Consider the following 24108-nt stretch of genomic DNA (forward strand, 5'->3'; position numbering starts at 1 on the left):
GGTGTCACCGCAGGTGGCAGCCCCTGCGGCGGGGTGCCCGCCGGTGTACTCGCAGGCGGCGTCCCGGCGCCAGGAACCGCACCGGCACCGGGTGGCGGCATCCCCATCGGCGGCGCGGGTCCGAAGCCCACGACGGGCCCCGCGCCACCCGCTCCAGCTCCCGCGCCGCCGCCTCGGGCGCGAGCCGCCGCACCGGATCCTTGTTCAGCAGGCCGTGCAGTACGGGACCGAGTTCACCGGCGCGCACCAGCGGGGCCGGATCCTCCGTGAGCAGCGCGTTCAGGGTGGCGAACTGGCCGTCCCTGTCGAAGGCGCCGCGCCCCTCGACCGTCAGATACAGGGTCGCGCCGAGCGAGAAGAGATCGGCCGCGGGCGTGGGCGGCTCACCGCGTGCCCGTTCCGGGGCCAGGAAGCCCGGTGTACCGAGGATCCCCGCGGTCGAAGTCAGCCTGGGCTCCCGCGACTCGGGCTGCAGCGCGATTCCGTAGTCGGTCAGCAGCACCCGCCCGTGCGGCACACCCGATGCATCGGGTGCCAGCAGAATATTGGCCGGTTTCACATCCCGGTGGAGGATCCCGATCCGGCGCCCGGCCATCAGCGCGTCAAGAACAGCGAGTCCGATCCTGGCCGTCTCCGCGGGCGGCAGCGGCCCCGACTGCCGCACCAGCGCCTGCAGATCGACTGCCTCGGGCACGAACTCCATGACGATCCAAGGGAGTTCATCGTGAATCACCACATCATGGACAGTCGCGACAAACGGATGCCCGCGCAGCCGCGCCGCGTGCCGGGCCTCGCTGCGGGCCCGCGCGATCCGCGAGTCCAGCTCGCCCGCGTCCATGACCACGCCGTCCGTCACGGCGATCTCCTTCATGGAGACCTCGCACGCCAACTCCTGGTCGTACGCGAGCCAAACCCGCCCCATCCCGCCCGAACCGAGCTTGCGCAGCAGCCGGTGGCGCCCGGCGACGATCCTGCCCTCACCCTGATACGGCGTCTCCCCCACCATGGCGCCTCCCCCGAGGCAGCACTCCGCGCGTCGCTCCCCGCGTCTCTACGAAGGTAGCCGCGAAGCCACCCCTCACAGGACCCCTTGCGCGGGCAAACCAGCTCACTCCACCCCCGCTCCTCCCACCGACTCCAGGAAGCCCTCCTCCACCAGCAGCCGGATCGCCTGAGGCGTCCGGTCCCTGAGCACCACCGGGTCCTCCTCCAGCAACTGCGCGATGGCGTCCAGGATCTGCCCGGCCGTCAGCGTGCCGTCGCACACCCCGGCGAAACCGGCACCGACCGAGTCCACCTTCGTCGCCCGCCGCATACCGCGGTTCTGACGGAGGATCACATGCTCCGGGTCCTCCGCCCCCGCAAGACCGACCTGCTCCTGGACCACTTCCTCCGCGAGCCGGAACCGGTCCGCGAGCAGCGCCGCGTCGTCGTGCGCCCGCAGATAGTCCTGGCGCGCGAAGTGGGCGCGTACGGCATCGCCCAGGGGCTGCTCCACGGGATGCGGCCACTCCTCCGTCACGATCGAAGGCTGCTCGGCGCCCGACTTGTGCAGCGTGATCCACCCGAAGCCCACGGCCCTGGTCTTACGCGCCTCGAACTCGTCCAGCCACGCCTCGTACCGCGCCGCGTACTGAGCCGGATCCGTCCGGTGATCCCCGCTGTCGCGCAGCCATAGCTCCGCGTACTGCGTGATGTCCTGCACCTCGCGCTGCACGATCCACGCATCGCACCCGCGCGGCACCCACGACCGCAGCCGCTCCTGCCACTCCTCGCCGTCCACGTGCTGCCAGTTGGCGAGGAACTGCGCATAGCCCCCCTCGTTCAACCGCTCCCCTGCCCCCTGAACGAGCGAGCGGCAGAGATCGTCCCCGCCCATCCCGCCGTCCCGGTACGTCAGCCGGGCTCCCGGCGAGATCACGAAGGGCGGGTTGGAGACGATCAGGTCGTACGTCTCCGCTTCGACCGGCTCGAAGAGCGAGCCCGTCCGCAGATCGGCCTCCCCGGCCCCCGACAGCGCGAGCGTGAGCCGGGTGAAGTCCAGCGCCCGCGGATTGAGGTCCGTGGCCGTCACGCTCGTCGCGTGCTGGGCCGCGTGCAGCGCCTGGATCCCGGAGCCCGTACCGAGGTCGAGGGCCCTCCCGACAGGCGTACGCACGGTGATTCCGGCGAGTGTGGTGGACGCCCCGCCGACGCCGAGCACGACCCCTTCGCCATGCCCGCTCGCCCCGCCGGCCCCGCCGACCGCGCACCCCAGGTCGGAGACGATGAACCAGTCCTGCCCCTCGGGCCCGCCGTACGGACGCACGTCCACGGTCGCCCGTACGACACCGGAACCCGCGCCCCCGCCTTCCTCCCGCGCCAGCCACCCACCGTCGAGACACAGCTCCAGCGGGAGCGCCGCGGCGGCCCGCCCGGCCTCCACGGACTCCTGCAGCAGGAACAGCCGCACCAGCGTCTCCAGCGGGCTGTCGCCGCGCGTGGCGCGCAGCGCGGGCACCGTCTCGCTGCGCGCCAGCGCGGCGTACGCGGGCGCCCCGAGCAGATCGAGCAGCCCGTCCGCGGTGAACGCGGCGGCGAGCAGGGCCTCGCGCAGCTCGGAGGAACGGTCGGACGCGGGAAGACTGCTGGTCGTACTCACCACTCCATTGTGTCCGCACGCACTGACAACGGCGGACAGGCACAGCACCACGGCCCGGCACCCCCCATGGGTGCCGGGCCGTGGACGTGTGGGCGTACGGAGAAAGCCGCTACGACTTGGAGGCCGACGGCGAGGCCGACGACGTCTGCACCTTGCAGCCGGGCTGCTTGGCGAGCGCCTTGCCGACGTCGCCCTGCTGCAGCTTCTCGACCGCTCCGCTGCCGGACTTGTTGATGGCGTCCAGGCCGTCGGAGACCTTGGCCAGACCGTCGGCGAACTTCTGCTGGTCGCCGGTGTCCAGCGCGTTGACCTGCTTCACCAGCGCCGCGTAGGCCGCCGAAGCGGTGTTCAGCTCCTTCACGGCGTTCTTCTGGAGGGTCTCGCCGTCGTCGACGGGCGGCGGGCCCGCCTTGTCCAGAGCCGCGGCGATGGCCTTGTCGGCGTCGGACAGATCCTGGAACGCGGCCGCGTCGGCCTTCTGGATGTCCGCGGGCTTCCCGTCCGCCGCGGTGGAGACGATCGCCTGGTTCGCCTTCGTGCTCTTCGCCAACTGCGGCTGGATCTGCCCGCAGAGCGACTTGGCCCAGTCGTCGAGTTTCTTGTTGCCGTCATCGCTGCTGCATCCCGACAGAGACAGCGACAGGACGAGTACCGCACCGCCGGACAGTGCGGCAGCAAGCTTCTTGTTCACCGGATTGGTCCCTTCCAAGGCTCTCGGCCCCGGAACATACACGCCAAGTGGGCTGCATTCGCGTGTCGCACACCCGTTCCGTCCGGTATTGCAGCCATTTGCACCAAGCGAATGGGGGGAGACAAGGCTCACCACCACCCCGCTGTGCTGCCGCGGAATGGTGGTGAGGTGAGGGTGCGAAGAGGCCGGCGAGGCTACGAAACCACCGCCGGGTCCGGTGACTTGGCCACCCGCTCGCTGTTGCCCTCGTCACCCACGACGATGCCGCGCCGCTTGGACACGTACACCGCGCCCACGATGACGAGGATGGCGACGGTCGCCACGACCGCACGTACCCCGGCGCTGGAGTCCGTGCCGTAGCTGAACTTGACGACCGCGGGCGCGATCAGCAGCGCCACCAGGTTCATCACCTTCAGCAGCGGGTTGATCGCCGGGCCCGCGGTGTCCTTGAAGGGGTCGCCGATCGTGTCTCCGATGACGGTCGCCGCATGGGCCTCGCTGCCCTTGCCGCCGTGGTGCCCGTCCTCGACGAGCTTCTTGGCGTTGTCCCACGCGCCACCGGAGTTGGACAGGAAGACGGCCATCAGGGTGCCGGCGCCGATCGCGCCCGCCAGGAACGAGCCGAGCGCGCCCACGCCCAGCGTGAATCCGACCGCGATCGGCGCCATCACGGCGAGCAGGCCGGGCGTGGCGAGTTCGCGCAGCGCGTCCTTGGTGCAGATGTCGACGACGCGTCCGTACTCCGGCTGTTCGCTGTAGTCCATGATCCCGGGGTGCTCGCGGAACTGCCTGCGCACCTCGTAGACCACGGCCATCGCCGAGCGCGCCACCGCATTGATCGCGAGCCCCGAGAAGAGGAAGACGACCGCGGCGCCGAACATCAGCCCCACCAGGTTGTTGGGCTGGGAGATGTCCAGACTCAGCCCCATCTCGCCGGACTTGGCGTCCACGTCCTGCACCGCGGTGGCGATCGCATCTCGGTACGAACCGAAGAGCGCCGCGGCGGCGAGCACGGCCGTGGCGATGGCGATGCCCTTGGTGATGGCCTTGGTGGTGTTGCCGACGGCGTCCAGGTCGGTGAGCACCTGCGCGCCCGCGCCCTCGACGTCCCCGGACATCTCGGCGATGCCCTGGGCGTTGTCGGAGACGGGTCCGAAGGTGTCCATGGCGACGATGACGCCGACGGTGGTGAGCAGGCCGGTGCCGGCCAGGGCCACGGCGAAGAGTGCGAGCATGATCGACGTACCGCCGAGCAGGAAGGCTCCGTACACCCCGAGGCCGATCAGCAGCGCGGTGTAGACGGCGGATTCCAGCCCGAGGGAGACCCCGGCGAGCACGACGGTCGCCGCACCGGTCATCGAGGACTTGCCGATGTCCCTGACCGGGCGCCGGCTGGTCTCGGTGAAGTATCCGGTGAGCTGCTGGATCAGGGCGGCCAGCACGATGCCGATGGCGACGGCGATGAGCGCGAGAACCCTCGGGTTGCCGCTGTGGCCGCTGATCGCGGTGTCGGTGACGCCCTTCAAGTCGGCGTAGGAGGACGGCAGATAGACGAAGACCGCGATCGCCACCAGGACGAGCGAGATCACGGCGGAGATGAAGAATCCGCGGTTGATGGCGGACATTCCGTTGCGGTCGGCGCGCCGGGGGGCGACGGCGAAGATGCCGATCATCGCGGTGACCACGCCGATCGCCGGGACGATGAGCGGAAAGGCGAGACCGTAGTCGCCGAAGGCGGCCTTGCCGAGGATGAGGGCGGCGACGAGGGTGACGGCGTACGACTCGAAGAGGTCGGCCGCCATGCCCGCGCAGTCCCCGACGTTGTCGCCCACGTTGTCGGCGATGGTGGCGGCGTTACGCGGATCGTCCTCGGGGATGCCCTGCTCGACCTTGCCGACCAGGTCGGCTCCGACGTCTGCGGCCTTGGTGAAGATGCCGCCGCCGACCCTCATGAACATGGCGATGAGGGCGGCTCCCAGACCGAAGCCCTCAAGGACCTTGGGGGCGTTGGCCGCGTACACGAGCACGACGGTGGAGGCACCGAGCAGACCGAGGCCCACCGTGAACATGCCGACCACGCCGCCCGTACGAAAAGCGATCTTCATCGCTTTGTGGGAAACGGCGGTGAGATCCTTTTCCGGCTCACCCTCCCCGGGGGTCGCTTCTCGCGCGGCAGCGGCCACGCGCACATTTGCCCGTACGGCCAGACGCATGCCGATGTAGCCGGTGGCGGCGGAGAATACCGCGCCCACCAGGAAGAACAGCGAACGCCCAATGCGCTGCGACCAGTTGTCCGAGGGGAGCAGGAAGAGCAGGAAGAACACCACCACGGCAAAGACGCCGAGTGTGCGCAACTGCCGTCCCAGATAGGCATTCGCGCCTTCCTGCACGGCTGCCGCGATCTTCTTCATGGAGTCGGTGCCCTCGCCTGCCGCCAGCACCTGGCGCACCAGCAGCTGGGCGACGAGCAGGGCCGCCACAGCCACCACAGCGATGACGATCACGATGATGCGGTTGTCGTGGGTCAGTACCGCCATTCGTCCTCCTTGACGCTTGACGCGCGAAGCTCAAGATGTGGACGGATTGTAGGGAGCGGATCCTGATCAAAACAGTGTGCTGCAAATGGAATTGACCTTCGACTTAATGGGCCAGAACCATTCCCACCCATTAAGGATCTAGGAGAAAAGAAAAAGGCCCTGCTCAGCAGGGCCATAAAAAGAATCAAGAAACGTGGGGGTTTACGGAAGAACCGTCGCAGGAGTTGTCGGCCAGCTCATGCGGATGACGCCCCCGGACTCACCGGAGGTGACCTCCACGTCGTCGACGAGACCGCTGATGACCGCGAGACCCATCTCGTCCTCGCCGTCCTCGTCCACGTCCGCGTCGGGCGCGGAGGGATCCGAGGCGGTGCGCGCACCGGGGACCGAGGCGGACTCTCCGGCGTGGTCCGGGACTTCGTCCCCGACCTCGATGGAGAACGTCTTCTCCTCCTCGGTCAGCACGACCCGTACGGGCGCCGTGATGCCGTGGGAACGGTGCAACCCCACCGCTCGGGAACACGCCTCTCCGACCGCGAGCCTGACCTCGTCGAGGACCGCCTCGTCCACCCCTGCCCTGCGTGCCACGGCGGCCGCCACCAGACGGGCGGTCCTGACGTGTTCGGGCTGGGCGCTGAAGCGGAGTTCAACGGTTGCCATGCGATCCCCCTCAGACCTGCGGACGTCCCGACGTGCGGGTGGTACGAAAGTGCATCCCAGGGGACCGGGCTGGAAGCCCGGCACCCCTGCGTTCTCTTCCGGAAGCCGTCAGTCAGTAGCTGCGACGGCTTCGTCGACCGTGGTGTGAATGGGGAACACCTTGGTCAGACCGGTGATGCGGAAGATCTTGAGAATGCGCTCCTGGTTGCAGACCAGGCGCAGCGAGCCCTCATGGGCACGCACACGCTTCAGGCCGCCAACGAGCACGCCGAGTCCGGTGGAGTCGAGGAAGTCCACGCCCTCCATGTCGACGACCAGGTGGTAGCTGCCGTCGTTCACCAACTCGACCAACTGCTCGCGCAGCTTGGGCGCGGTATATACATCAATCTCGCCACCGACCTCGACGACCGTACGGTCGCCACCAGGGCCGGACACATTGCGAGTCGACAGGGACAGGTCCACGGATCCTCCAGCACCTTGCTATCGAGCGGCCGTCCCCTAAGGAACTCCCCGGCGGAGCCAGGGAACGGATCGCCAGCCGCGATGGCATTCAATCACTTACCAGCAGCCATGCACGACGCCTTGGGACCATTGTCCGTCACGCCAGTGACACACTCGGTGCCGATGGCCACGAATCACCGTCCCAGACGACCCACTGCGGGCACAGGCGTTCGCCCTACCCCCCGTGAGGTTCTCGACCGGCTCGCGTCGGGGCCGAGCCGGTCTGCGCGCATCACTCATACGGAGCACTTGCCCCCGCGTACGGGAACCCATGCCGTCTGGCCGCACCGTATCCGGCCGGAAGTGATCAACGCCATCCAGTCGAGTGGCATCGAGCACCCCTGGACCCACCAGGCGACCGCCGCCGAGCATGCGCTGGACGGCGAATCCGTGGTCATCGCCACCGGCACCGCCTCCGGCAAGTCCCTCGCCTACCTCGCCCCGGTGCTCTCGGCCCTCCTCGACGGCTCCGAGGCGCCCAACGGCCGGGGTGCGACCGCCCTCTACCTCGCTCCCACCAAGGCGCTGGCCGCCGATCAGCGCCGCTCGGTCAAGGAGCTCGCCGCCCCGCTCGGCAACGCGATCCGCCCCGCGGTGTACGACGGGGACACCCCCGTCGAAGAACGCGAATGGGTGCGCCAGTACGCGAACTACGTCCTCACCAATCCGGACATGCTGCACCGCGGGATCCTGCCCTCCCACCCCCGCTGGGCCTCCTTCCTGCGCGCGCTGCGCTACGTCGTCATCGACGAGTGCCACACCTACCGGGGCGTCTTCGGATCCCACGTCGCCCAGATCCTGCGCCGCCTGCGCCGCCTCTGCGCGCGCTACGGCTCCGACCCCGTCTTCCTCCTCGCCTCGGCCACCTCCGCGGACCCTGCGATCGCCGCGGGCCGCCTCACCGGCCTGCCGGTGAAGGAGGTCGCCGACGACGCCTCGCCGCGCGGCGAGCTGGTCTTCGCCCTCTGGGAGCCCCCGCTCACCGATCTCCACGGCGAGCAGGGCGCCCCCGTACGCCGTACCGCCACCGCCGAGACCGCCGACCTCCTCACCGACCTGACCGTCCAGGGCGTCCGCTCGGTCGCTTTCGTACGGTCCCGGCGCGGCGCCGAACTGATCTCCGTCATCGCCCAGGAACGCCTCTCCGAGATCGACCGGGGCCTGGCCCGCCGCGTCGCCGCCTATCGCGGCGGCTACCTCCCCGAGGAACGCCGCGCCCTGGAACGCGCCCTGCACTCCGGCGAACTCCTGGGCCTGGCCGCCACCACCGCACTCGAACTCGGCATCGACGTCTCAGGCCTGGACGCCGTGATCATCACCGGCTATCCCGGCACCCGTGCCTCGCTCTGGCAGCAGGCCGGCCGGGCGGGCCGGGCAGGCCAGGGCGCGCTGGCGATCCTGATCGCCCGCGACGATCCCCTGGACACCTATCTGGTCCACCACCCCGAGGCGCTCTTCGACCAGCCCGTCGAATCCACCGTCCTGGACCCCGACAACCCCTACGTGCTGGCCCCCCACCTCTGCGCGGCCGCCTCCGAGATCCCGCTCACCGAGGCCGACCTCGCGCTGTTCGGCCCGGCGAGCGCCGACCTGATGCCGCAGCTCGAAGCGGCGAAACTGCTCCGCCGCCGCGGCCCGTCCTGGTACTGGACCCGCCGCGAGCGGGCCGCCGACCTCACCGACATCCGGGGAGACGGCGGCCGCCCCGTCCAGATCGTCGAAGCCGCCACGGGCCGTCTCCTGGGCACCGTCGACGAAGGCTCCGCCCACACCGCCGTCCACGACGGCGCGATCCACCTCCACCAGGGCCGTACGTACCTGGTGAAGCACCTGGACCTGGAGGACTCCGCCGCGCTGGTCGAGGAGGCCAACCCGCCGTACTCCACGACCGCCCGCGACACCACCGCCATCTCCGTCCTGGAGACCGACACCGAGATCCCCTGGGGCTCAGGCCGTCTCTGCTACGGCTCCGTCGAGGTCACCCACCAGGTCGTCTCCTTCCTGCGCCGCAAACTCATCACCGGCGAAGTGCTCGGCGAATCCAAGCTCGACCTCCCGCCCCGCACCCTGCGCACCCGCGCCGTCTGGTGGACGGTCACCGAGGACCAGCTCGACGCCGCCCGCATCAACCCGGAGATCCTCGGCGGCGCCCTGCACGCCGCGGAACACGCCTCCATCGGGATGCTCCCGCTCTTCGCGACCTGCGACCGCTGGGACATCGGCGGCGTCTCCATCCCGCTCCATCCCGACACCCTCCTGCCCACGGTCTTCGTCTACGACGGCCATCCCGGCGGCGCCGGATTCGCCGAACGCGCCTTCCACACGGCCCGGGAGTGGCTCACCGCGACCCGCCAGGCCATCGCCTCCTGCGAGTGCGACGCGGGCTGCCCGTCGTGCATCCAGTCCCCCAAGTGCGGCAACGGCAACGACCCCCTGCACAAGCGGGGCGCCATCCGCCTCCTCACGGAACTGCTGAAGGAGGCCCCGCCCGGGCCCTGACCTCGGGTGCGTACGGACCGAACCCGACCCCTACGGTCACATCGGCGATCTCCCCGTCCACCGCGCACCGCACCACCAGTGCCCCCTGTGCCGAGGCCACTCGCCCGGCGGCAGCACAGGCATCCACCTGCCCCCGCAGCGCCCGGTCGGCCGCGGCGAGCGCCGCCAGATCGGCGGCTCCGCCGGCCCGGTGCCGGGTGACGACCACCTGGCCCATGGTCAGTACGACGGCGAACACGGCGCCCAGCGCGGTGGTCACCATGACGCCCCACACGGTCGCGAAACCCTGGTCCCCCGCGCATCGGGACCGACTTTCCCCGGTCACCGCTCCACCCCCACCACGTCCTCCGCCAGCGCCGCGGCCCCGGCGCTCAGGGTCAGTCCCAGCGGCCCCGGCCCAGGAGTCCGCACAGCGACCCGCACCCGCCACAGGTCCCCGGCCCGCGCGACCGTGACCGAAGCGCCCCGCGGCGCCGCCGACCGAGCGGCGGCCACCGCAGCGGCCTCCGGCTCCGACCGCGCCGCCGCTCTCGCCCCGGCCCTCGCCGCATCCACGCACTGGATCTGCGCGGCGGCCGCCATCAACGCCCACACCAGCGCCAGGACGAACATCACCAGGGCCGGGACGACCATCGCCGCCTCCGCGGTCACATAGCCCCTGTCCGCCTCAGAACTGCGCATGGAGGGCCTTCTCCACGACCGCCTGCAGCGCGGCCGCCACCGGCCCGCTCGTGACCACCTTGTAGAGCACCGCGGCGAAGGCGCACGCCGCGATCGTCCCCATGGCGTACTCCGAAGTGGACATCCCCGCGTCCCTGGCGCCCGCGCTCACACGGGCCCGCATCCAGTTCCACATGCCATCAACCCCCTTGAATTCGAACCTCAGTTGTCCTGCTTCAGTTGCCGCGCAGCAGATGACTCGCCAGACCGATCACCACCGGCGCCACCCCCACCGCCAGGAAGGCCGGCAGAAAGCAGAGCCCCACCGGAGCCGTGATCCGTACGGATGCCCGCTGCGCCCGGGCCCTGGCCGCCCGCGCCTGCTCGGCCCGCAGACCCGAGGCCAGCCGGGCCACCGCTTCGGCGGCCGGAGCCCCGGTGGACCCGGATCGCTCCAGACAGCGGGCCAGCGCGGACGCCCCCGGTATCGCCCCGAACCGCCCCCACGCCTGGGCCGGTTCACCGCCGAGCCGCAGCTCCGCTGCCGCCCTGGCCAACACCTCGCCGACCCGGCCCCCGAGCGACTCCCCCACCGCCTCGGCCGCCTCGCGCGGGCTCGCCCCGGCTGCGACACAGGCCGACAACAGATCCGCGGCAAGAGGGAGTTCACCGCTAACGAGCCTGTCCGCGCCCGCGGACGGCCTGCGCCGCCGCTGCCAGCGCCACACCCCACAGGCTGCGCCGAGACCCACCACGACCCCGGCCACACCGCCCACCAGCACATAGCCGGTGACCAGGGCCCCCGCCGGTCCGCCCCAGCGGCGCCCCCACACTCCGTACGCGGGCCGCCACCGCGACCGCCTCGCACGCTCCATGGCCAGCAGAGCGGCAACCCGCCTGCGCACCCGCCGGTCCCTGCGGCGCGCCTCCACCTCGAAGGCCAGCCACCCCAGCGCGGACGTTACGCACACGACCGCCCCCAGCCTGTGGACAACTTCGCCGCTCACGCGCCCTCCCCCGCTCGTACGATCCGCCCGGCCCACACAAGACCGGCCCCTTCCAGCACCCCGCCCGCCACCAGGCAACCGAGGCCCGCCGGCGAGTGCAGCAGCGTCCGCAGCGGGTCCGCGCCCAGCCCCGTCCCCAGCAGGAGCCCCATCACCGGCAGCACCGCAAGGATCACGACCGTCGAGCGCGCCCCCGCCAATTCGGCATGCAGGTCCGCACGTTGGTCCCGTTCCGTGCGCAGCGCCCGCTCCAGACCGTCCAGCCCGGCAGCGAGACCCGCCCCGCCGTCCACCGAGACCCGCCAGCAGGCAGCCACCCCGACCAGCCCCTCGGCCCCCGGCTCCAGCGCCGCCAGCCGCAGCGCACCGGGCACGTCGCCGCCGAACCGGGCCGCCGCCAGCACCGCGGCCTCCGCCCCGCCGAACGCCCCCGAGCCCCGCCCGGCGGCGAGCAGCGCCTGCCCCGGCTGCCGCCCCGCCCGCAGCTCGCCCGCCACGGCCCCGCACAGGGCGATCACCGCATCGGTCCGCCGAAGCCGTATCCGCGCCGCAGCCGCCTTCCTCAACCGCCGCCCCACCAGAGGCACCGCCACCGCTCCCGCGATCAACGGCAGTACGGACACGCCCAGTACGGCCACCACCGCCGCCACCGGCAGACACAGCCACTCGCGAGGCAGCCGTCGCCAGTCCGCCCACACCGGCGCCTTCCGCACCGGCCCCGCAGCCGCCACCGCCGCCCCGTCGGCGAACAGCAGCCGGGCTCTCCGCAACCCCTGGTCACGCCCCGCGAAAAGCCACACGGCCAGCCCGGAACACAACACCGCTGCGAACATCACCCCGTTCATCCCGCACCTCCCGCGATCATCGAGCGCAGCCGCTCCCAGCCCCGCTCGTGCACAAAGCCCTCCGCACCCCACCGCAGCGCCGGTACGGTCACGACCAGCCCCGCCGGATCCCGGTCCAGCACCCGGACCTCCGCGATCCGCCGCTGCCCGGCCCGGTCCCGTACGAGATGGACCACCACAGCCAGTGCGGCCGCCAACTGGCTGTGCAGCGCTGCCCGATCGAGCCCCGCCGCCGTCCCCAGCGCCTCCAGCCGCGCCGGCACGTCCGCCGCCGCATTGGCATGGACCGTCCCGCAACCGCCCTCATGGCCCGTGTTCAGAGCGGCCAGCAGCTCGGTCACCTCGGCTCCCCGGACCTCCCCGACCACCAGCCGGTCGGGTCTCATCCGCAGCGCCTGGCGCACCAGATCCTGCAGCGTCACCCGCCCTGCGCCCTCCTGGTTGGGCGGCCGCGCCTCGAGGCGCACGACATGCGGGTGATCGGGCCGCAGTTCCGCCGAGTCCTCGGCCAGCACGATCCGCTCCTGCGGGCCGACCAGACCGAGCAGCGACGACAGCAGCGTCGTCTTCCCGCTGCCCGTCCCGCCGCTGACCAGGAAGGAGAGCCGGGCCCCGATCAGCGCCCGCAGCACCTCCTCGCCGGCCGGCGGGACCGTCCCCGCCGCCACCAACTCGCCCAGTGTGAAAGCCTGTCGCCGCACCACCCGCAGCGAGAGGCACGTCGACCCGACGGCCACCGGCTCCAGCACCGCATGCATCCGTGTCCCGTCCGGCAGCCGCGCATCCACCCACGGCCGCGCATCGTCGAGCCGCCGCCCCGCCACCGCCGCCAGGCGCTGCGCAAGGCGCCGTACGGCGGCCGCGTCCGGAAAGACCACCCCGGTCAGTTCGAGCCCGGCACCCCGGTCCACCCACACCCGGTCAGGTGCTGCCACCAGCACATCCGTCACGCATGGATCGGCGAGCAGCGCCTGAAGCGGCCCCGTCCCCACCAGCTCCGAGCGCAACTCGTCGGCCGCGCCCAGCACTTCGGCGTCCCCCAGCAGCCGCCCCTGCTCGCGCAACGCCGCGGCCACCCTGGCCGGTGTCGGTTCGGCCCCGCTCTCCGCCAGCCGCTGCCGTACGGCCTCCAGAAGCCCCGCACTCATGCCACCCCACCGCCCGCCAGCGCCTGCTCCCAGAAGGCCGTACAGAAGCGCGCCAGCGGCCCCCGCACCCTGCTGCCCGGCGGGGCACCACTGCCCTGCGCCTCCAACAAGCCCTCTTCCAACGGAAGTTCACCCGCAAGAGGAAGCGCAAGCGCCCGGGCGACCCACTCCTCGTCGAGCCCCGCCCCATAAGGGCCGCGCACCACCGCCCGCAGATCCGTGAGCACCATCGACACCATCGAGGCCACGCGCCCCGCGGCGGCGACGGCCCGCAGCTCGCCCGGCACCACGAGCAGCCCCAGATCCAGCTGCGCCAGCGCCTCCGCCACGCTCTCGTCGACCCGCCGCGGCAGATCCACCACGACCACCCCGCCACCCCTGCGCGCGGCGGCCAGCACCGTGCGCATCGCATCCGGCGCGATCGTCACGGCATCCCTGCGGTCCCAGCTCAGCACACGCAGGGCGTGCATCTGCGGCAGCGACTCCTCGAGCGCGACCCCGCCGACCCGCCCCTTGGACCGGGCAAAATCCGGCCAGCGCCGCCCTTTGGCCTGTTCTCCGCCGAGGAGTACGTCCAGACCGCCGCCGAGCGGATCCCCGTCGATCAGCATGGTGCGCTGCCCACCGCGTGCGGCGGTCACCGCCAGCGCGCAGGCAAGTGTCGAAGCCCCGGCCCCGCCCCGCCCTCCGATCACCCCTACGGTCAGCGCCTGCTTCCCCACCCCTTCGGCCACATCGGCGATGCGCTCGACGAGCCAGCTCTCCGCGTCGGGCAGCATCAGCACATGGTCGGCGCCGATCTCCACGGCACGACGCCAGACATCGGGGTCGTCCTGGTCCTTGCCCACGAGATACACCCCGGGTCTGCGCACGGCACCGCGCACCCGGGGCGCCGCGTCGCCGCCGACCAGAATCAGCGGCGCACCCTCCCAGCCACCCTTCCGGTCCGGCACCCCGTGATGGACTTCCGGTTCCGCTCCGGCCGCGGCGCACAGGCGAAGCAGGTCGTCGAGAAGTTCCGCATCCTCGGTGACGATCAGCGGTCCGCCCCTGCGTTCCCCGGCAGTCGACAGACGATCAGGCGTGAAGGATCCAGCCACGATCTCCGCCCCCCTTCTCACTGCGATTGATTCGAGCCGCGAAGTTCGGGCTCGCAATCACCGTGCAGGGATCCGGGAAATTGAGTGGATCTTGCTTAAAAACTGTGGACAAGCGAACGGTTGTGAATATGTCCGCCACTCATACCAGTGACTTCCGGAGCGCAGCGCAACCACTACACACGGTGACGAGTCTTGGTGGTCAGAGGAAGACGCCGGCGCGGCACGCAAGGAGGGGACCCGACAGGACGAGATCAGATACCGGAGCCGAAAATGCGTCCGGACATGCGACGACCCCAGCCGGGGGGGAGAGCTGGGGTCGTCCCCACGGTCGACTCGGGGGGGGAGGAGCCGAACCGGGGTAGCACGGTCGCGAACGATCCGTGACTTCCATGGTGTACCCGAAGGCCTTCTCAGGCAAACCCACGCGCCACAGAGTACGCCGAATGGTGGGCGCCTATGCTCGGCGTCGTGGAAAACCACTCCTCTCCGCGTACCGCAGCCTTCTTTGACCTCGACAAGACGGTCATCGCCAAATCGTCGACGCTGACCTTCAGCAAGTCCTTCTACCAAGGCGGACTGATCAACCGAAGGGCTGTGCTGCGCACCGCGTACGCACAGTTCGTCTTCCTCGCGGGAGGCGCCGACCACGACCAGATGGAGCGGATGCGCGAGTACCTCTCCGCGCTCTGCAAAGGCTGGAACGTCCAGCAGGTCAAGGAGATCGTCGCCGAGACGCTCCACGACCTCATCGATCCGATCATCTACGACGAGGCCGCCTCCCTCATCGAGGAGCACCACGCCGCCGGCCGCGACGTGGTGATCGTCTCGACTTCCGGCGCCGAGGTCGTCGAGCCGATCGGCGATCTCCTCGGCGCCGACCGCGTGGTGGCCACGCGGATGGTCGTCGGCGAGGACGGCTGCTTCACCGGCGAGGTGGAGTACTACGCCTATGGGCCCACCAAGGCGGAGGCGGTCAAGGAGCTCGCCGCCTCCGAGGGCTACGACCTGGCGCGCTGTTACGCGTACAGCGACTCGGCCACCGACGTCCCGATGCTCGCATCGGTCGGCCATCCCTACGCGGTCAATCCCGACCGCGCGCTGCGCCGCGAAGCGACGGCCCGCGACTGGCCGATTCTCGTCTTCAACCGTCCGGTCAGGCTGAAGCAGCGACTGCCCGGCTTCCGGATCCCGCCCCGGCCGGCCCTCGTCGCGGCTGCCGCGGTCGGTGCTGCCGCGGCAACCGCAGGCCTTGTCTGGTACGTGAACCGGGCAGGTCGGCGACGCAGTGCATTTGCCCGTATTTGAACCTAAAAGTAAAGAAGTGCGGCCAGGGGTTCCGCTTCCCCGGCATCAGGAGTACAAAGGATTCAACGGCCCGCGAGACCAAGGACATCCGAGAGGATCACCTGAAGACGCAGTAAGGCCCCACGGACCGAGCATGGAAGTTGAGCACCCACGCGACGTCGACCCGTCGATTACGGGCCAGCCGCACCAGGTAACGGGCATAAAGAACCCGACCTGATGGGCAATATTCGAGGACGCTTGGTAACTCGGCAGACATGCCAGCGGCGGTACCGAATCCGGTACCGCCGCAACCCTTTCCGGGGCCTGATCCCCGGACACGGAACCTGTCAGGCCGCGCCCCGCTGCAGCGCCTCGCAGACGGCAGTCGACTCCCGCACCCCGAGACCCACCGCGCGACCACAGTGCGCGATCCAGGCCGCCATACCTTCCGGGGTCCCCGACGCATAGCCGTCGAGCGCCGCGGCGTACGCCGCCCGCCCCTGTTCCGCGTGGCCGACCTCGGCCGGGCAGATGGACTTCGGGTCCAGGCCGCTGCCGATCAGCACGATCCGCTCGGCAGCACGCGCGACGAGGCCGTTGTGCGAACCGAAGGGCCGCAGCGCGAGCAGTTCACCGTGTACGACCGCGGCCGTGACCAGCGCAGGCGCGGAACTCCCGGCGATGATCAGCTCCGCGAGCCCGTCCAGCCGTCCCGCGACCTCGGCCGAGTCGGGCACCGCGAGCTCGACCAGCGGCTCGTCCACCGGTTCGCCCGCGAGCCGGGGGCGGCCCACGGTGCCCTCCGGGCTCACTCCGCCGGCGGCGACCAGATGCAGCCGCGCGAGGACGCGAAGGGGCGACTGCCGCCAGATGGAGAGCAGTTGACCCGCCTCGGCGGTCAGCCGCAAGGCGGCGCCGACCGTACGGGCCTCGTCCTCACCGCTGAAGTCGGTGCGCCGCCGTACCTCCTCCAGCGCCCAGTCCGCTCCCGAAAGTGCGGCCGACCCGCGCGAACCGCGCAGCGCCGCCTCCGCCGTGACCTCGTTGCTGCGGCGCCGCATGACGCGGTGCCCGTAGACCTGGTCCACGGCCTTGCGCACGGAGTCGACAGCTTCGCCGACACCCGGCAGCGAACCCAGGGCGGCAAGGGGATCCGTCGGACCCGATGAAGACGTACTCATAAGTAGGGAGGCTACGCGCCCCTACCACCCGCCCCACCTTGGAGTGGTCTTCTTCACTGAGGGCACCCACGCACCGCAGTCATCCGGCTACCCTTCGTGAACATGAAGATCGCTTTCGTGGGGAAGGGCGGCAGCGGCAAGACCACGCTGTCATCGCTCTTCATCCGCCACCTCACCGCCAATGAAGCCCCCGTCGTCGCCGTCGACGCCGACATCAACCAGCACCTGGGCGCCGCGCTCGGCCTGAGCGACGAGGAGACCGCCGCGCTGCCCGCGATGGGCGCGCACCTCCCCCTCATCAAGGACTATCTCCGCGGCTCCAACCCCCGGATCGCCTCCGCCGAGACGATGATCAAGACGACGCCGCCCGGCGAGGGCTCGCGTCTGCTGCAAATCACCGGGAGCAATCCGGTGTACGACGCCTGCGCGCGCCCCGTCCAGCTCGACGACGGCGTGATCAGGCTGATGGCGACGGGGCCCTTCACCGAGTCCGACCTGGGTGTGGCCTGCTACCACTCCAAGGTCGGCGCGGTCGAGCTCTGCCTCAACCATCTGATCGACGGGCCCGAGGAGTTCATGGTCGTCGACATGACGGCGGGCTCCGACTCCTTCGCCTCGGGGATGTTCACCCGCTTCGACATGACCTTCCTGGTGGCGGAACCGACCAGGAAGGGAGTCTCGGTGTACCGCCAGTACAAGGAGTACGCACGGGACTTCGGCATCGCGCTGAAGGTCGTCGGCAACAAGGTGCGCGACAAGGACGACCTGGACTTCCTGCGCTCCGAGGTCGGCGACGACCTCCTGGTCACCGTCGCCCACTCCGACTGGGTGCGCGCGATGGAGAAGGGCCGCCCGCCCCGCTTCGAACTCCTGGAGGCGGGCAACAGGCTGGCCCTGCAGGCACTTCAGGACGCCGCGGAGGATTCGTACGAGCAGCGCGACTGGGAGCGCTACACGCGCCAGATGGTGCACTTCCACCTGAAGAACGCGGAGAGTTGGGGCAACGAGAAAACGGGGGCCGACCTGGCTGCCCAGGTCGACCCCGCGTTCATGCTGGGCGAGAAGCTGCTGGCCGCACAAGCGTCATGACCACCACGGCCGTCGGCCCGAACCGACGGCCGGAGGCCGGCGCAGCACCCCGAAGCCTGTGAGGCGCCTCAGCGCCGAACAGTGCGAGGGGTGCAAAAAGAGGAACCTGCCTGGCTGCCCAGGTCGACCCCGCGTTCATGCTGGGCGAGAAACTGCTGGCCGCACAAGCGTCATGACCACCACGGCCGTCGGCCCGAACCGACGGCCGGAGGCCGGCGCAGCACCCCGAAGGAAACTCGTCGAGTTCAGTGGTGCTGCGACTTCTTGACGTCCAACTGGTGCGGATGCGCGGCCAGATAGGCCGCCCATCCCTCCTTCGGCTGCTGGGCCACGGCGAGTTGCTGCAGTTTCTTGATCGTCGCCGGGTCCTGGGCCTCCATCCAGTTCACCAGCTGCTTGAAGGACACGCAGCGCACGCCCTTCTTCTTGCAGACCGTGCGGACCACTTCCTCGACGGCGCGCATGTACGTGCCGCCGTTCCAGGACTCGAAGTGGTTGCCCATGATCAGCGGGGCGCGGTTCCCGGTGTACGCGCGGTCGAAGGCCTGGAGCAGGCCGTCGCGCATCTGGTTGCCCCAGTAGGCGTGCTTCGACGGGTCGCCGTGCACCGTCCCCGACTGGTTGAACATGAAGTTGTAGTCCATCGAGAGCGTCTCGAAGGCCCGTCCCGGCACAGGGACCGTCTGCATCGGGATGTCCCACATGCCCTCGCGCCGCTGCGGCCAGATCTGGGTGCCGACGCCGCTGGAGTCGTAGCGGAAGCCCAGCGTCCGGGCGGCCCGCATCTCGTTCTGCTGGCCCTCCAGGCAGGGGGTGCGGCCGCCGACGAGCTCCCGCTCGTAGTCGAAGGGCAGCGGCTTCTCGTGCTTCAGGCCGGTGGTGGACTTCCAGGTCTTCACGAAGGACTTGGCCTGGCGGATCTCGCTCTGCCACTCCGGTACGGACCAGGTGCCGACCCCGCCGTCGGGCCCGCAGAAGTGCCCGTTGAAGTGGGTGCCGATCTCGTTGCCGTCCTGCCAGGCCGCGCGGATCTGATCGGCGGTGTTGCGGATCGACTTGATGTCGTTGAAGCCGATGTCGGAGCTGCCCTGGGAGTGCCGGGGCGGGGAGTAGAGGTCGCGCTTCTCGGTCGGCAGCATGTAGACGCCGCTGAGGAAGAAGGTCATCGTCGCGTCGTTCTCCTTGGCGACCTTGCGGAAGTGCGAGAAGAGCTTCTGGCTGTCCTCACCCGCACCGTCCCAGGAGAAGACGACGAACTGTGGTGGCTGCTGCCCGGGTTTCAGCCGCTCGGGACGCAGGACGTTTGGCTGTGCTCCGGTGTACGCCGTGGAGCCGTCGCCGATCAGGCGGACCGGCGCGACGGCCGGGGCCTGGTGCGGCTGGGCCGCAGCGCCCTTTTTACCGCCGGGGGCCGCCTGCTCCGCGCCCGAACAGCCTGCGGCGCCGGCGAGCAGAGCCGCGGAAATCGACCAGAGTGCGATTTTTCGGGGGGTGTCCATCATGGGCCCAACCCTTGCCCCTCCGTCTTGACCGATGCCAGGCGACACAGTCACTGAATCGGGTGAACCATTGCGCCATTTGTCCGTATTACCCGGCCCCGATCTTTACTCTGCATTACGATTCGTTTACCGAGAGTTGATAAATCCCGCCGCTGCACGCCGTGACCCACGGCCGCGTCACCACTTGTCCGCGACCGCGCTGCCCCGGAGGAGACGGGAAACCATGTCTGCCTGCGCCCCCACTCGCACCCGTACACGTCTGCGCATTCCGCGCTCCCAGCGCCCCCACTCCCCGCCGCCCGGCGGAGACGGAGACGGGAACGGTCGTCGGCCGCGCTTCAGGCTCCGTATCGCCGGGGCCGACCTCTCCGCCTCGATCACCGTCTTCCTGATCGCCGTCCCGATGTCTCTGGGGCTCGCGGTCGCCATCAACGCCCCGCTGGAGGCAGGCCTCGTCGCCGCTGCCGTCGGCGGAATCCTCGCCGGACTGCTCGGCGGATCGGCCCTTCAGGTCAGTGGCCCTTCGGCCGGACTGACCGTGGTCACCGCCGGGTTGATCCAGGTGTACGGCTGGCGCACCACCTGCGCCATCACCATCTGCGCGGGTCTGCTCCAGGTCGTCCTGGGCTCGCTCCGTACGGCGCGCGGCGCACTCGCCGTCTCCCCCGCCATCGTGCACGGCACGCTCGCCGGCATCGGCGTCGCCATCGCACTGGCCCAGCTGCACATCGTCCTCGGCGGTACACCCCAGAGCTCCGCCATGGACAACGCACTTGCTCTGCCAGGGCAGTTGGCCCGCGTGGGACCCGCCGCACCCCTCATCGGCGCCCTCACCATCGCCGTACTGGTGGCCTGGCCCCGCCTTCCCGGCCGTATCGGCAAGAAGCTGCGGAAGATTCCCGCCGCGCTCACCTCGGTCGTCCTGGCGACCGCCGTGGCCGCCGTCGCGGCGCCCGGCATCGCCCGCGTCGACCTGCCGTCCTGGAGTTCGCACGCGCTGCCGGAGATGCCGAAGGGGCCGGTGCTCGGACTGATCACGGCCGTCTTCACGGTGATGCTGGTGGCCAGCCTGGAGTCGCTGCTCTCCGCGGTGGCCGTGGACAAGATGAGCGCCGACCGGCCCGGCGCCACCGGCGGCAAGGCGGACCTCGACCGCGAGCTGCGTGGGCAGGGCATCGCCAATGCCGTGTCCGGACTGCTCGGCGGGCTCCCCGTGTCGGGCGGCGCCGTGCGCGGCACGGCGAATGTGCGGGCCGGAGCCACGAGCCGCGCATCGACGGTGCTGCACGGGGTGTGGGTGCTGCTGGCCGCGGGCCTGCTGGTCACCGTCCTGGAGTGGATCCCGCTCGCCGCGCTGGCGGCGCTCGTGATGATGGTCGGCATCCAGATGGTCAACTTCGCGCACATCCGCAACGTCCACAAGCACCGCGAGTTCCTGGTGTACGCGGCCACGGTCTGCGGTGTCGTGCTTCTCGGTGTGCTCCAGGGCGTCGTCCTGGGGATCGCGGTGGCCGTCGGTGTCGCGCTGCACCGCCTCGCCAGGACGCGGATCATCTGCACGGAGGAAGAGAGCGGGGTCCACCGGGTGCGGGCGCGCGGGCAGTTGACGTTCCTCGCGGTCCCGCGGCTGAGCCGGACGCTGGGGCACATTCCCCAGGGGGCCCATGTGGTCGTGGAGTTGGACGGCTCCTTCATGGACCACGCCGCGTACGAGACGCTGCAGCACTGGCAGGAGGCGCACACCGCGCGCGGCGGCCGCGTCGAGGTGACGGGTCGCGCCGGTGGCCGTATCGCCGAGCCCGCCTCCGCGGCGCAGAGCTGCTGCCGCCCCTGGACGGCCTGGCGCAACCACCACTGCGACGACCACCACCCCGAGCAGCGGCCAGCGAACCGCCGGCTGGCCAGCGGAGTGAGCTCGTTCCAGCGCAATACGGCTCCGCTGGTACGGGAAGAACTGGCACGCCTCGCCCGCGAGGGCCAGACACCCTCCCAGCTCTTCCTCACCTGCTCCGACTCCCGCGTGGTCACCAGCATGATCACGTCCAGCGGCCCGGGCGATCTCTTCACCGTACGGAACGTGGGAAACCTGGTGCCGCTGCCCGGCGCGGAGGCCGGGGACGACTCGGTCGCCGCCGCCATCGAGTACGCGGTGGACATCCTGCGGGTCGACTCGATCACCGTCTGCGGGCACTCGGGGTGCGGTGCGATGCAGGCACTGCTCAACGCCTCCCCGGACGCCCCGATGACCCCGCTGCGGCGCTGGCTGCGGCACGGGCTGCCCAGCCTGGCGCGGATGCGGAGCCGGCACCACTCCTGGGCGCGGATCTCCGGACGGCTCCCCGCCGATGCGGTGGAACAGCTCTGTCTGACCAACGTGGTGCAGCAGCTCGAACACCTGCGGAGCCATGAGTCGGTGGCCAGGCGGCTGGCCGAGGGCACCCTGGAGCTGCACGGCATGTACTTCCATGTGGGCGAGGCCCAGGCGTACCTGCTCACCGATGCGCACGACCATGAGATGAAGGGTGTCTTCGCCGAGGTCGCTCCCGCGTAGCCCCGGCGCCACAACAGGTCTACACCAATTTCTTACCGTGAGCTCTTGTCAGGGAGCGTCACGGGCTGATGAGGTATGACCTGGGACACGAGGGTTTTATGGAGAAGGGCGATGTCGTGAGCAACGAGAGCTTGGCCAACCTGCTCAAGGAGGAGCGTCGCTTCGCGCCGCCCGCCGAGCTGGCCGCGAACGCGAACGTCACGGCGGAGGCGTACGAGCAGGCGAAGACCGACCGCCTCGGCTTCTGGGCCGAGCAGGCCCGGCGGCTCAGCTGGGCGACCGAGCCCACGGAGACGCTCGACTGGTCCAACCCGCCCTTCGCCAAGTGGTTCGCGGACGGCAAGCTCAACGTCGCGTACAACTGCGTCGACCGCCATGTCGAGGCCGGCAACGGCGACCGCGTCGCCATCCACTTCGAGGGCGAGCCGGGTGACAGCCGTGCCATCACGTACGCCGAGCTCAAGGACGAGGTGTCGCGCGCCGCGAACGCCCTGACCGAGCTGGGTGTGGTCAAGGGCGACCGGGTCGCCGTCTATCTGCCGATGATCCCGGAGGCCGTCATCTCGATGCTGGCCTGCGCCCGCATCGGCGCCGCCCACTCGGTGGTCTTCGGCGGCTTCTCGGCCGAGGCCGTCGCCTCCCGCATCCAGGACGCCGACGCCAAGCTCGTCATCACGTCGGACGGCGGCTACCGCCGCGGCAAGCCCTCGGCGCTGAAGCCGGCCATCGACGAGGCCGTCGCCAAGTGCCCGCAGGTCGAGAACGTGCTGGTCGTACGGCGTACGGGCCAGGACGTCGTATGGAACGCGGAACGCGATGTCTGGTGGGACGACATCGTCGCCCGTCAGTCCGCCGAGCACACCCCCGAGGCCTTCGAGGCGGAGCAGCCGCTCTTCATCCTCTACACCTCGGGCACCACGGGTAAGCCGAAGGGCATCCTGCACACCTCCGGCGGCTACCTCACCCAGGCGTCGTACACCCACCACGCGGTCTTCGACCTCAAGCCGGAGACGGATGTCTACTGGTGCACGGCCGACATCGGCTGGGTCACCGGGCACTCGTACATCGTCTACGGACCGCTCGCCAACGGCGCCACCCAGGTGATCTACGAGGGCACCCCGGACACCCCGCACCAGGGGCGCTTCTGGGAGATCGTGCAGAAGTACGGCGTGACGATCCTCTACACGGCGCCGACCGCGATCCGGACCTTCATGAAGTGGGGGGACGACATCCCCGCCAAGTTCGACCTGTCGTCGCTGCGCGTGCTGGGGTCCGTCGGTGAGCCGATCAACCCCGAGGCCTGGATCTGGTACCGCAAGCACATCGGCGCCGACACCTGCCCGATCGTGGACACCTGGTGGCAGACCGAGACCGGCGCGATGATGATCTCGCCGCTGCCGGGCGTCACCGAGACCAAGCCGGGCTCCGCGCAGCGCGCCCTGCCGGGCATCTCGGCGACCGTCGTCGACGACGACGCGAACGAGGTTCCCGACGGCGGGGGCGGCTATCTGGTGCTGACCGAGCCGTGGCCGTCGATGCTGCGGACGATCTGGGGCGACGACCAGCGGTTCATCGACACCTACTGGTCGCGCTTCGAGGGCAAGTACTTCGCGGGCGACGGCGCCAAGAAGGACGACGACGGCGACATCTGGCTGCTCGGGCGCGTCGACGACGTGATGCTGGTGTCCGGCCACAACATCTCGACCACCGAGGTCGAGTCCGCGCTCGTCTCCCACCCCGCGGTCGCCGAGGCGGCGGTCGTCGGCGCGGCGGACGAGACGACGGGCCAGGCCATCGTGGCCTTCGTGATCCTGCGCGGCACGGCCGCGGAGTCGGACGACCTGGCCACGGAGCTCCGCAACCACGTCGGCGCGGTGCTCGGCCCGATCGCCAAGCCGAAGCGGGTGCTGCCGGTGGCGGAGCTGCCCAAGACGCGGTCCGGGAAGATCATGCGGCGGCTGCTGCGGGATGTCGCGGAGAACCGCGAGATGGGTGACGTCACGACGCTGACCGACTCCTCGGTCATGGACCTGATCCAGAACAAGCTGCCGAGTGCGGGTAGCGAGGACTGATCGCTGGGGTGCGTGGGGCCCGGCCGCGCGTGGCGCGCGGCCGGGCCCCCGTCGTTTGATTTCGGCTTACGTGGTCCCGGGCGGGCGTATGCCCGGTATGGCCTTTCCGGCGCGCCTGCGGGGTGATCTGTCCGTAAGGTGAC

Annotated in this window: 19 protein-coding genes and 1 pseudogene; 5 read left to right on the top strand and 15 right to left on the bottom strand. The window is 70.4% G+C overall.

Features of this window, described 5'->3' with window-relative positions; genetic code table 11:
* Positions 1-181: 181 nt before the first annotated feature.
* The 6 genes and pseudogenes from AB0H78_RS00660 to AB0H78_RS00685 all read right to left on the bottom strand — a co-directional run.
* Positions 182-1006 (bottom strand): annotated as a pseudogene (locus AB0H78_RS00660) (serine/threonine-protein kinase); the annotation flags it as partial.
* A 102-nt stretch (positions 1007-1108) separates the two neighbouring features.
* The gene (locus tag AB0H78_RS00665) at positions 1109-2641 is read right to left on the bottom strand and encodes a class I SAM-dependent methyltransferase (protein ID WP_363231989.1); all 1533 of its coding nucleotides are present in this window, start codon (positions 2639-2641) and stop codon (positions 1109-1111) included.
* Between the two features lie 109 nt (positions 2642-2750).
* Complete coding sequence (locus AB0H78_RS00670; protein WP_363231990.1) at positions 2751-3332, bottom strand: small secreted protein; 582 nt, start codon at positions 3330-3332, stop codon at positions 2751-2753.
* A gap of 194 nt (positions 3333-3526) precedes the next feature.
* Positions 3527-5869, bottom strand: coding sequence for a sodium-translocating pyrophosphatase (locus AB0H78_RS00675; protein WP_363231991.1), 2343 nt, complete (start codon positions 5867-5869; stop codon positions 3527-3529).
* A 201-nt stretch (positions 5870-6070) separates the two neighbouring features.
* Complete coding sequence (locus AB0H78_RS00680; RefSeq protein ID WP_363231992.1) at positions 6071-6529, bottom strand: ATP-binding protein; 459 nt, start codon at positions 6527-6529, stop codon at positions 6071-6073.
* 108 nt (positions 6530-6637) lie between these two features.
* A complete protein-coding gene (locus AB0H78_RS00685; RefSeq protein ID WP_003967428.1) occupies positions 6638-6991 on the bottom strand; it encodes an STAS domain-containing protein in 354 nt (117 codons plus the stop codon).
* 81 nt (positions 6992-7072) lie between these two features.
* Here AB0H78_RS00685 and AB0H78_RS00690 point away from each other — a divergent pair, with 81 nt between their 5' ends.
* Positions 7073-9529, top strand: coding sequence for a DEAD/DEAH box helicase (locus AB0H78_RS00690; RefSeq protein WP_363231993.1), 2457 nt, complete (start codon positions 7073-7075; stop codon positions 9527-9529).
* Here AB0H78_RS00690 and AB0H78_RS00695 read toward each other — a convergent pair.
* From AB0H78_RS00695 to ssd, 7 genes are all read right to left on the bottom strand, one after another.
* Positions 9492-9854 carry an Rv3654c family TadE-like protein gene (locus tag AB0H78_RS00695; protein ID WP_363231994.1) on the bottom strand — a complete coding sequence of 121 codons (363 nt, stop codon included), beginning with the start codon at positions 9852-9854 and terminating at the stop codon, positions 9492-9494. The two genes, AB0H78_RS00690 and AB0H78_RS00695, sit on opposite strands and share 38 nt — an antisense overlap.
* Positions 9851-10210 (bottom strand): TadE family type IV pilus minor pilin, encoded by a 360-nt coding sequence (locus AB0H78_RS00700; protein ID WP_363231995.1) that lies wholly within the window; start codon positions 10208-10210, stop codon positions 9851-9853. The genes AB0H78_RS00695 and AB0H78_RS00700 overlap by 4 nt, the downstream gene beginning before the upstream one ends.
* On the bottom strand, positions 10197-10334 hold the full coding sequence (locus AB0H78_RS00705; protein ID WP_363231996.1) for a DUF4244 domain-containing protein: 138 nt from the start codon (positions 10332-10334) through the stop codon (positions 10197-10199). Before AB0H78_RS00705 ends, AB0H78_RS00700 begins: the two co-directional genes overlap by 14 nt.
* Before the next feature lie 91 nt (positions 10335-10425).
* Positions 10426-11196 (bottom strand): type II secretion system F family protein, encoded by a 771-nt coding sequence (locus AB0H78_RS00710; RefSeq protein WP_363231997.1) that lies wholly within the window; start codon positions 11194-11196, stop codon positions 10426-10428.
* Complete coding sequence (locus tag AB0H78_RS00715) at positions 11193-12041, bottom strand: type II secretion system F family protein (protein WP_363231998.1); 849 nt, start codon at positions 12039-12041, stop codon at positions 11193-11195. The genes AB0H78_RS00710 and AB0H78_RS00715 overlap by 4 nt, the downstream gene beginning before the upstream one ends.
* Positions 12038-13189, bottom strand: coding sequence for a TadA family conjugal transfer-associated ATPase (locus AB0H78_RS00720; RefSeq protein ID WP_363231999.1), 1152 nt, complete (start codon positions 13187-13189; stop codon positions 12038-12040). The genes AB0H78_RS00715 and AB0H78_RS00720 overlap by 4 nt, the downstream gene beginning before the upstream one ends.
* Positions 13186-14289, bottom strand: a complete 1104-nt coding sequence (ssd, locus tag AB0H78_RS00725) for a septum site-determining protein Ssd (RefSeq protein WP_363232000.1) — start codon at positions 14287-14289, stop codon at positions 13186-13188. The genes AB0H78_RS00720 and ssd overlap by 4 nt, the downstream gene beginning before the upstream one ends.
* 456 nt (positions 14290-14745) lie before the next feature.
* Here ssd and AB0H78_RS00730 point away from each other — a divergent pair, with 456 nt between their 5' ends.
* Positions 14746-15594: an HAD-IB family hydrolase gene (locus AB0H78_RS00730; RefSeq protein WP_363232001.1), complete on the top strand. Its 849-nt coding sequence runs from the start codon at positions 14746-14748 to the stop codon at positions 15592-15594.
* Positions 15595-15920: 326 nt separating this feature from the next.
* Here the strand turns inward: AB0H78_RS00730 and AB0H78_RS00735 are convergent, their stop codons facing one another.
* The gene (locus AB0H78_RS00735) at positions 15921-16754 is read right to left on the bottom strand and encodes an oxidoreductase (RefSeq protein WP_363232002.1); all 834 of its coding nucleotides are present in this window, start codon (positions 16752-16754) and stop codon (positions 15921-15923) included.
* Positions 16755-16856: 102 nt separating this feature from the next.
* Here AB0H78_RS00735 and AB0H78_RS00740 point away from each other — a divergent pair, with 102 nt between their 5' ends.
* Positions 16857-17843, top strand: coding sequence for an ATP-binding protein (locus AB0H78_RS00740; RefSeq protein WP_363232003.1), 987 nt, complete (start codon positions 16857-16859; stop codon positions 17841-17843).
* A gap of 245 nt (positions 17844-18088) precedes the next feature.
* Here the strand turns inward: AB0H78_RS00740 and AB0H78_RS00745 are convergent, their stop codons facing one another.
* Complete coding sequence (locus AB0H78_RS00745) at positions 18089-19345, bottom strand: hypothetical protein (RefSeq protein WP_363232004.1); 1257 nt, start codon at positions 19343-19345, stop codon at positions 18089-18091.
* A gap of 220 nt (positions 19346-19565) precedes the next feature.
* On the opposite strand from AB0H78_RS00745, the gene AB0H78_RS00750 reads away from it, so the two are divergent.
* Together AB0H78_RS00750 and acs are read left to right on the top strand one after the other, a co-directional pair.
* Positions 19566-21893 carry a SulP family inorganic anion transporter gene (locus AB0H78_RS00750; protein WP_363232005.1) on the top strand — a complete coding sequence of 776 codons (2328 nt, stop codon included), beginning with the start codon at positions 19566-19568 and terminating at the stop codon, positions 21891-21893.
* A 98-nt stretch (positions 21894-21991) separates the two neighbouring features.
* Entirely contained in the window at positions 21992-23965 is a 1974-nt protein-coding gene (gene acs / locus AB0H78_RS00755) for an acetate--CoA ligase (RefSeq protein ID WP_363232684.1), read from the top strand.
* Positions 23966-24108 lie beyond the last annotated feature (143 nt).

This window comes from Streptomyces sp. NPDC050738, assembly GCF_040654175.1.
Taxonomy (GTDB): Bacteria; Actinomycetota; Actinomycetes; order Streptomycetales; family Streptomycetaceae; genus Streptomyces.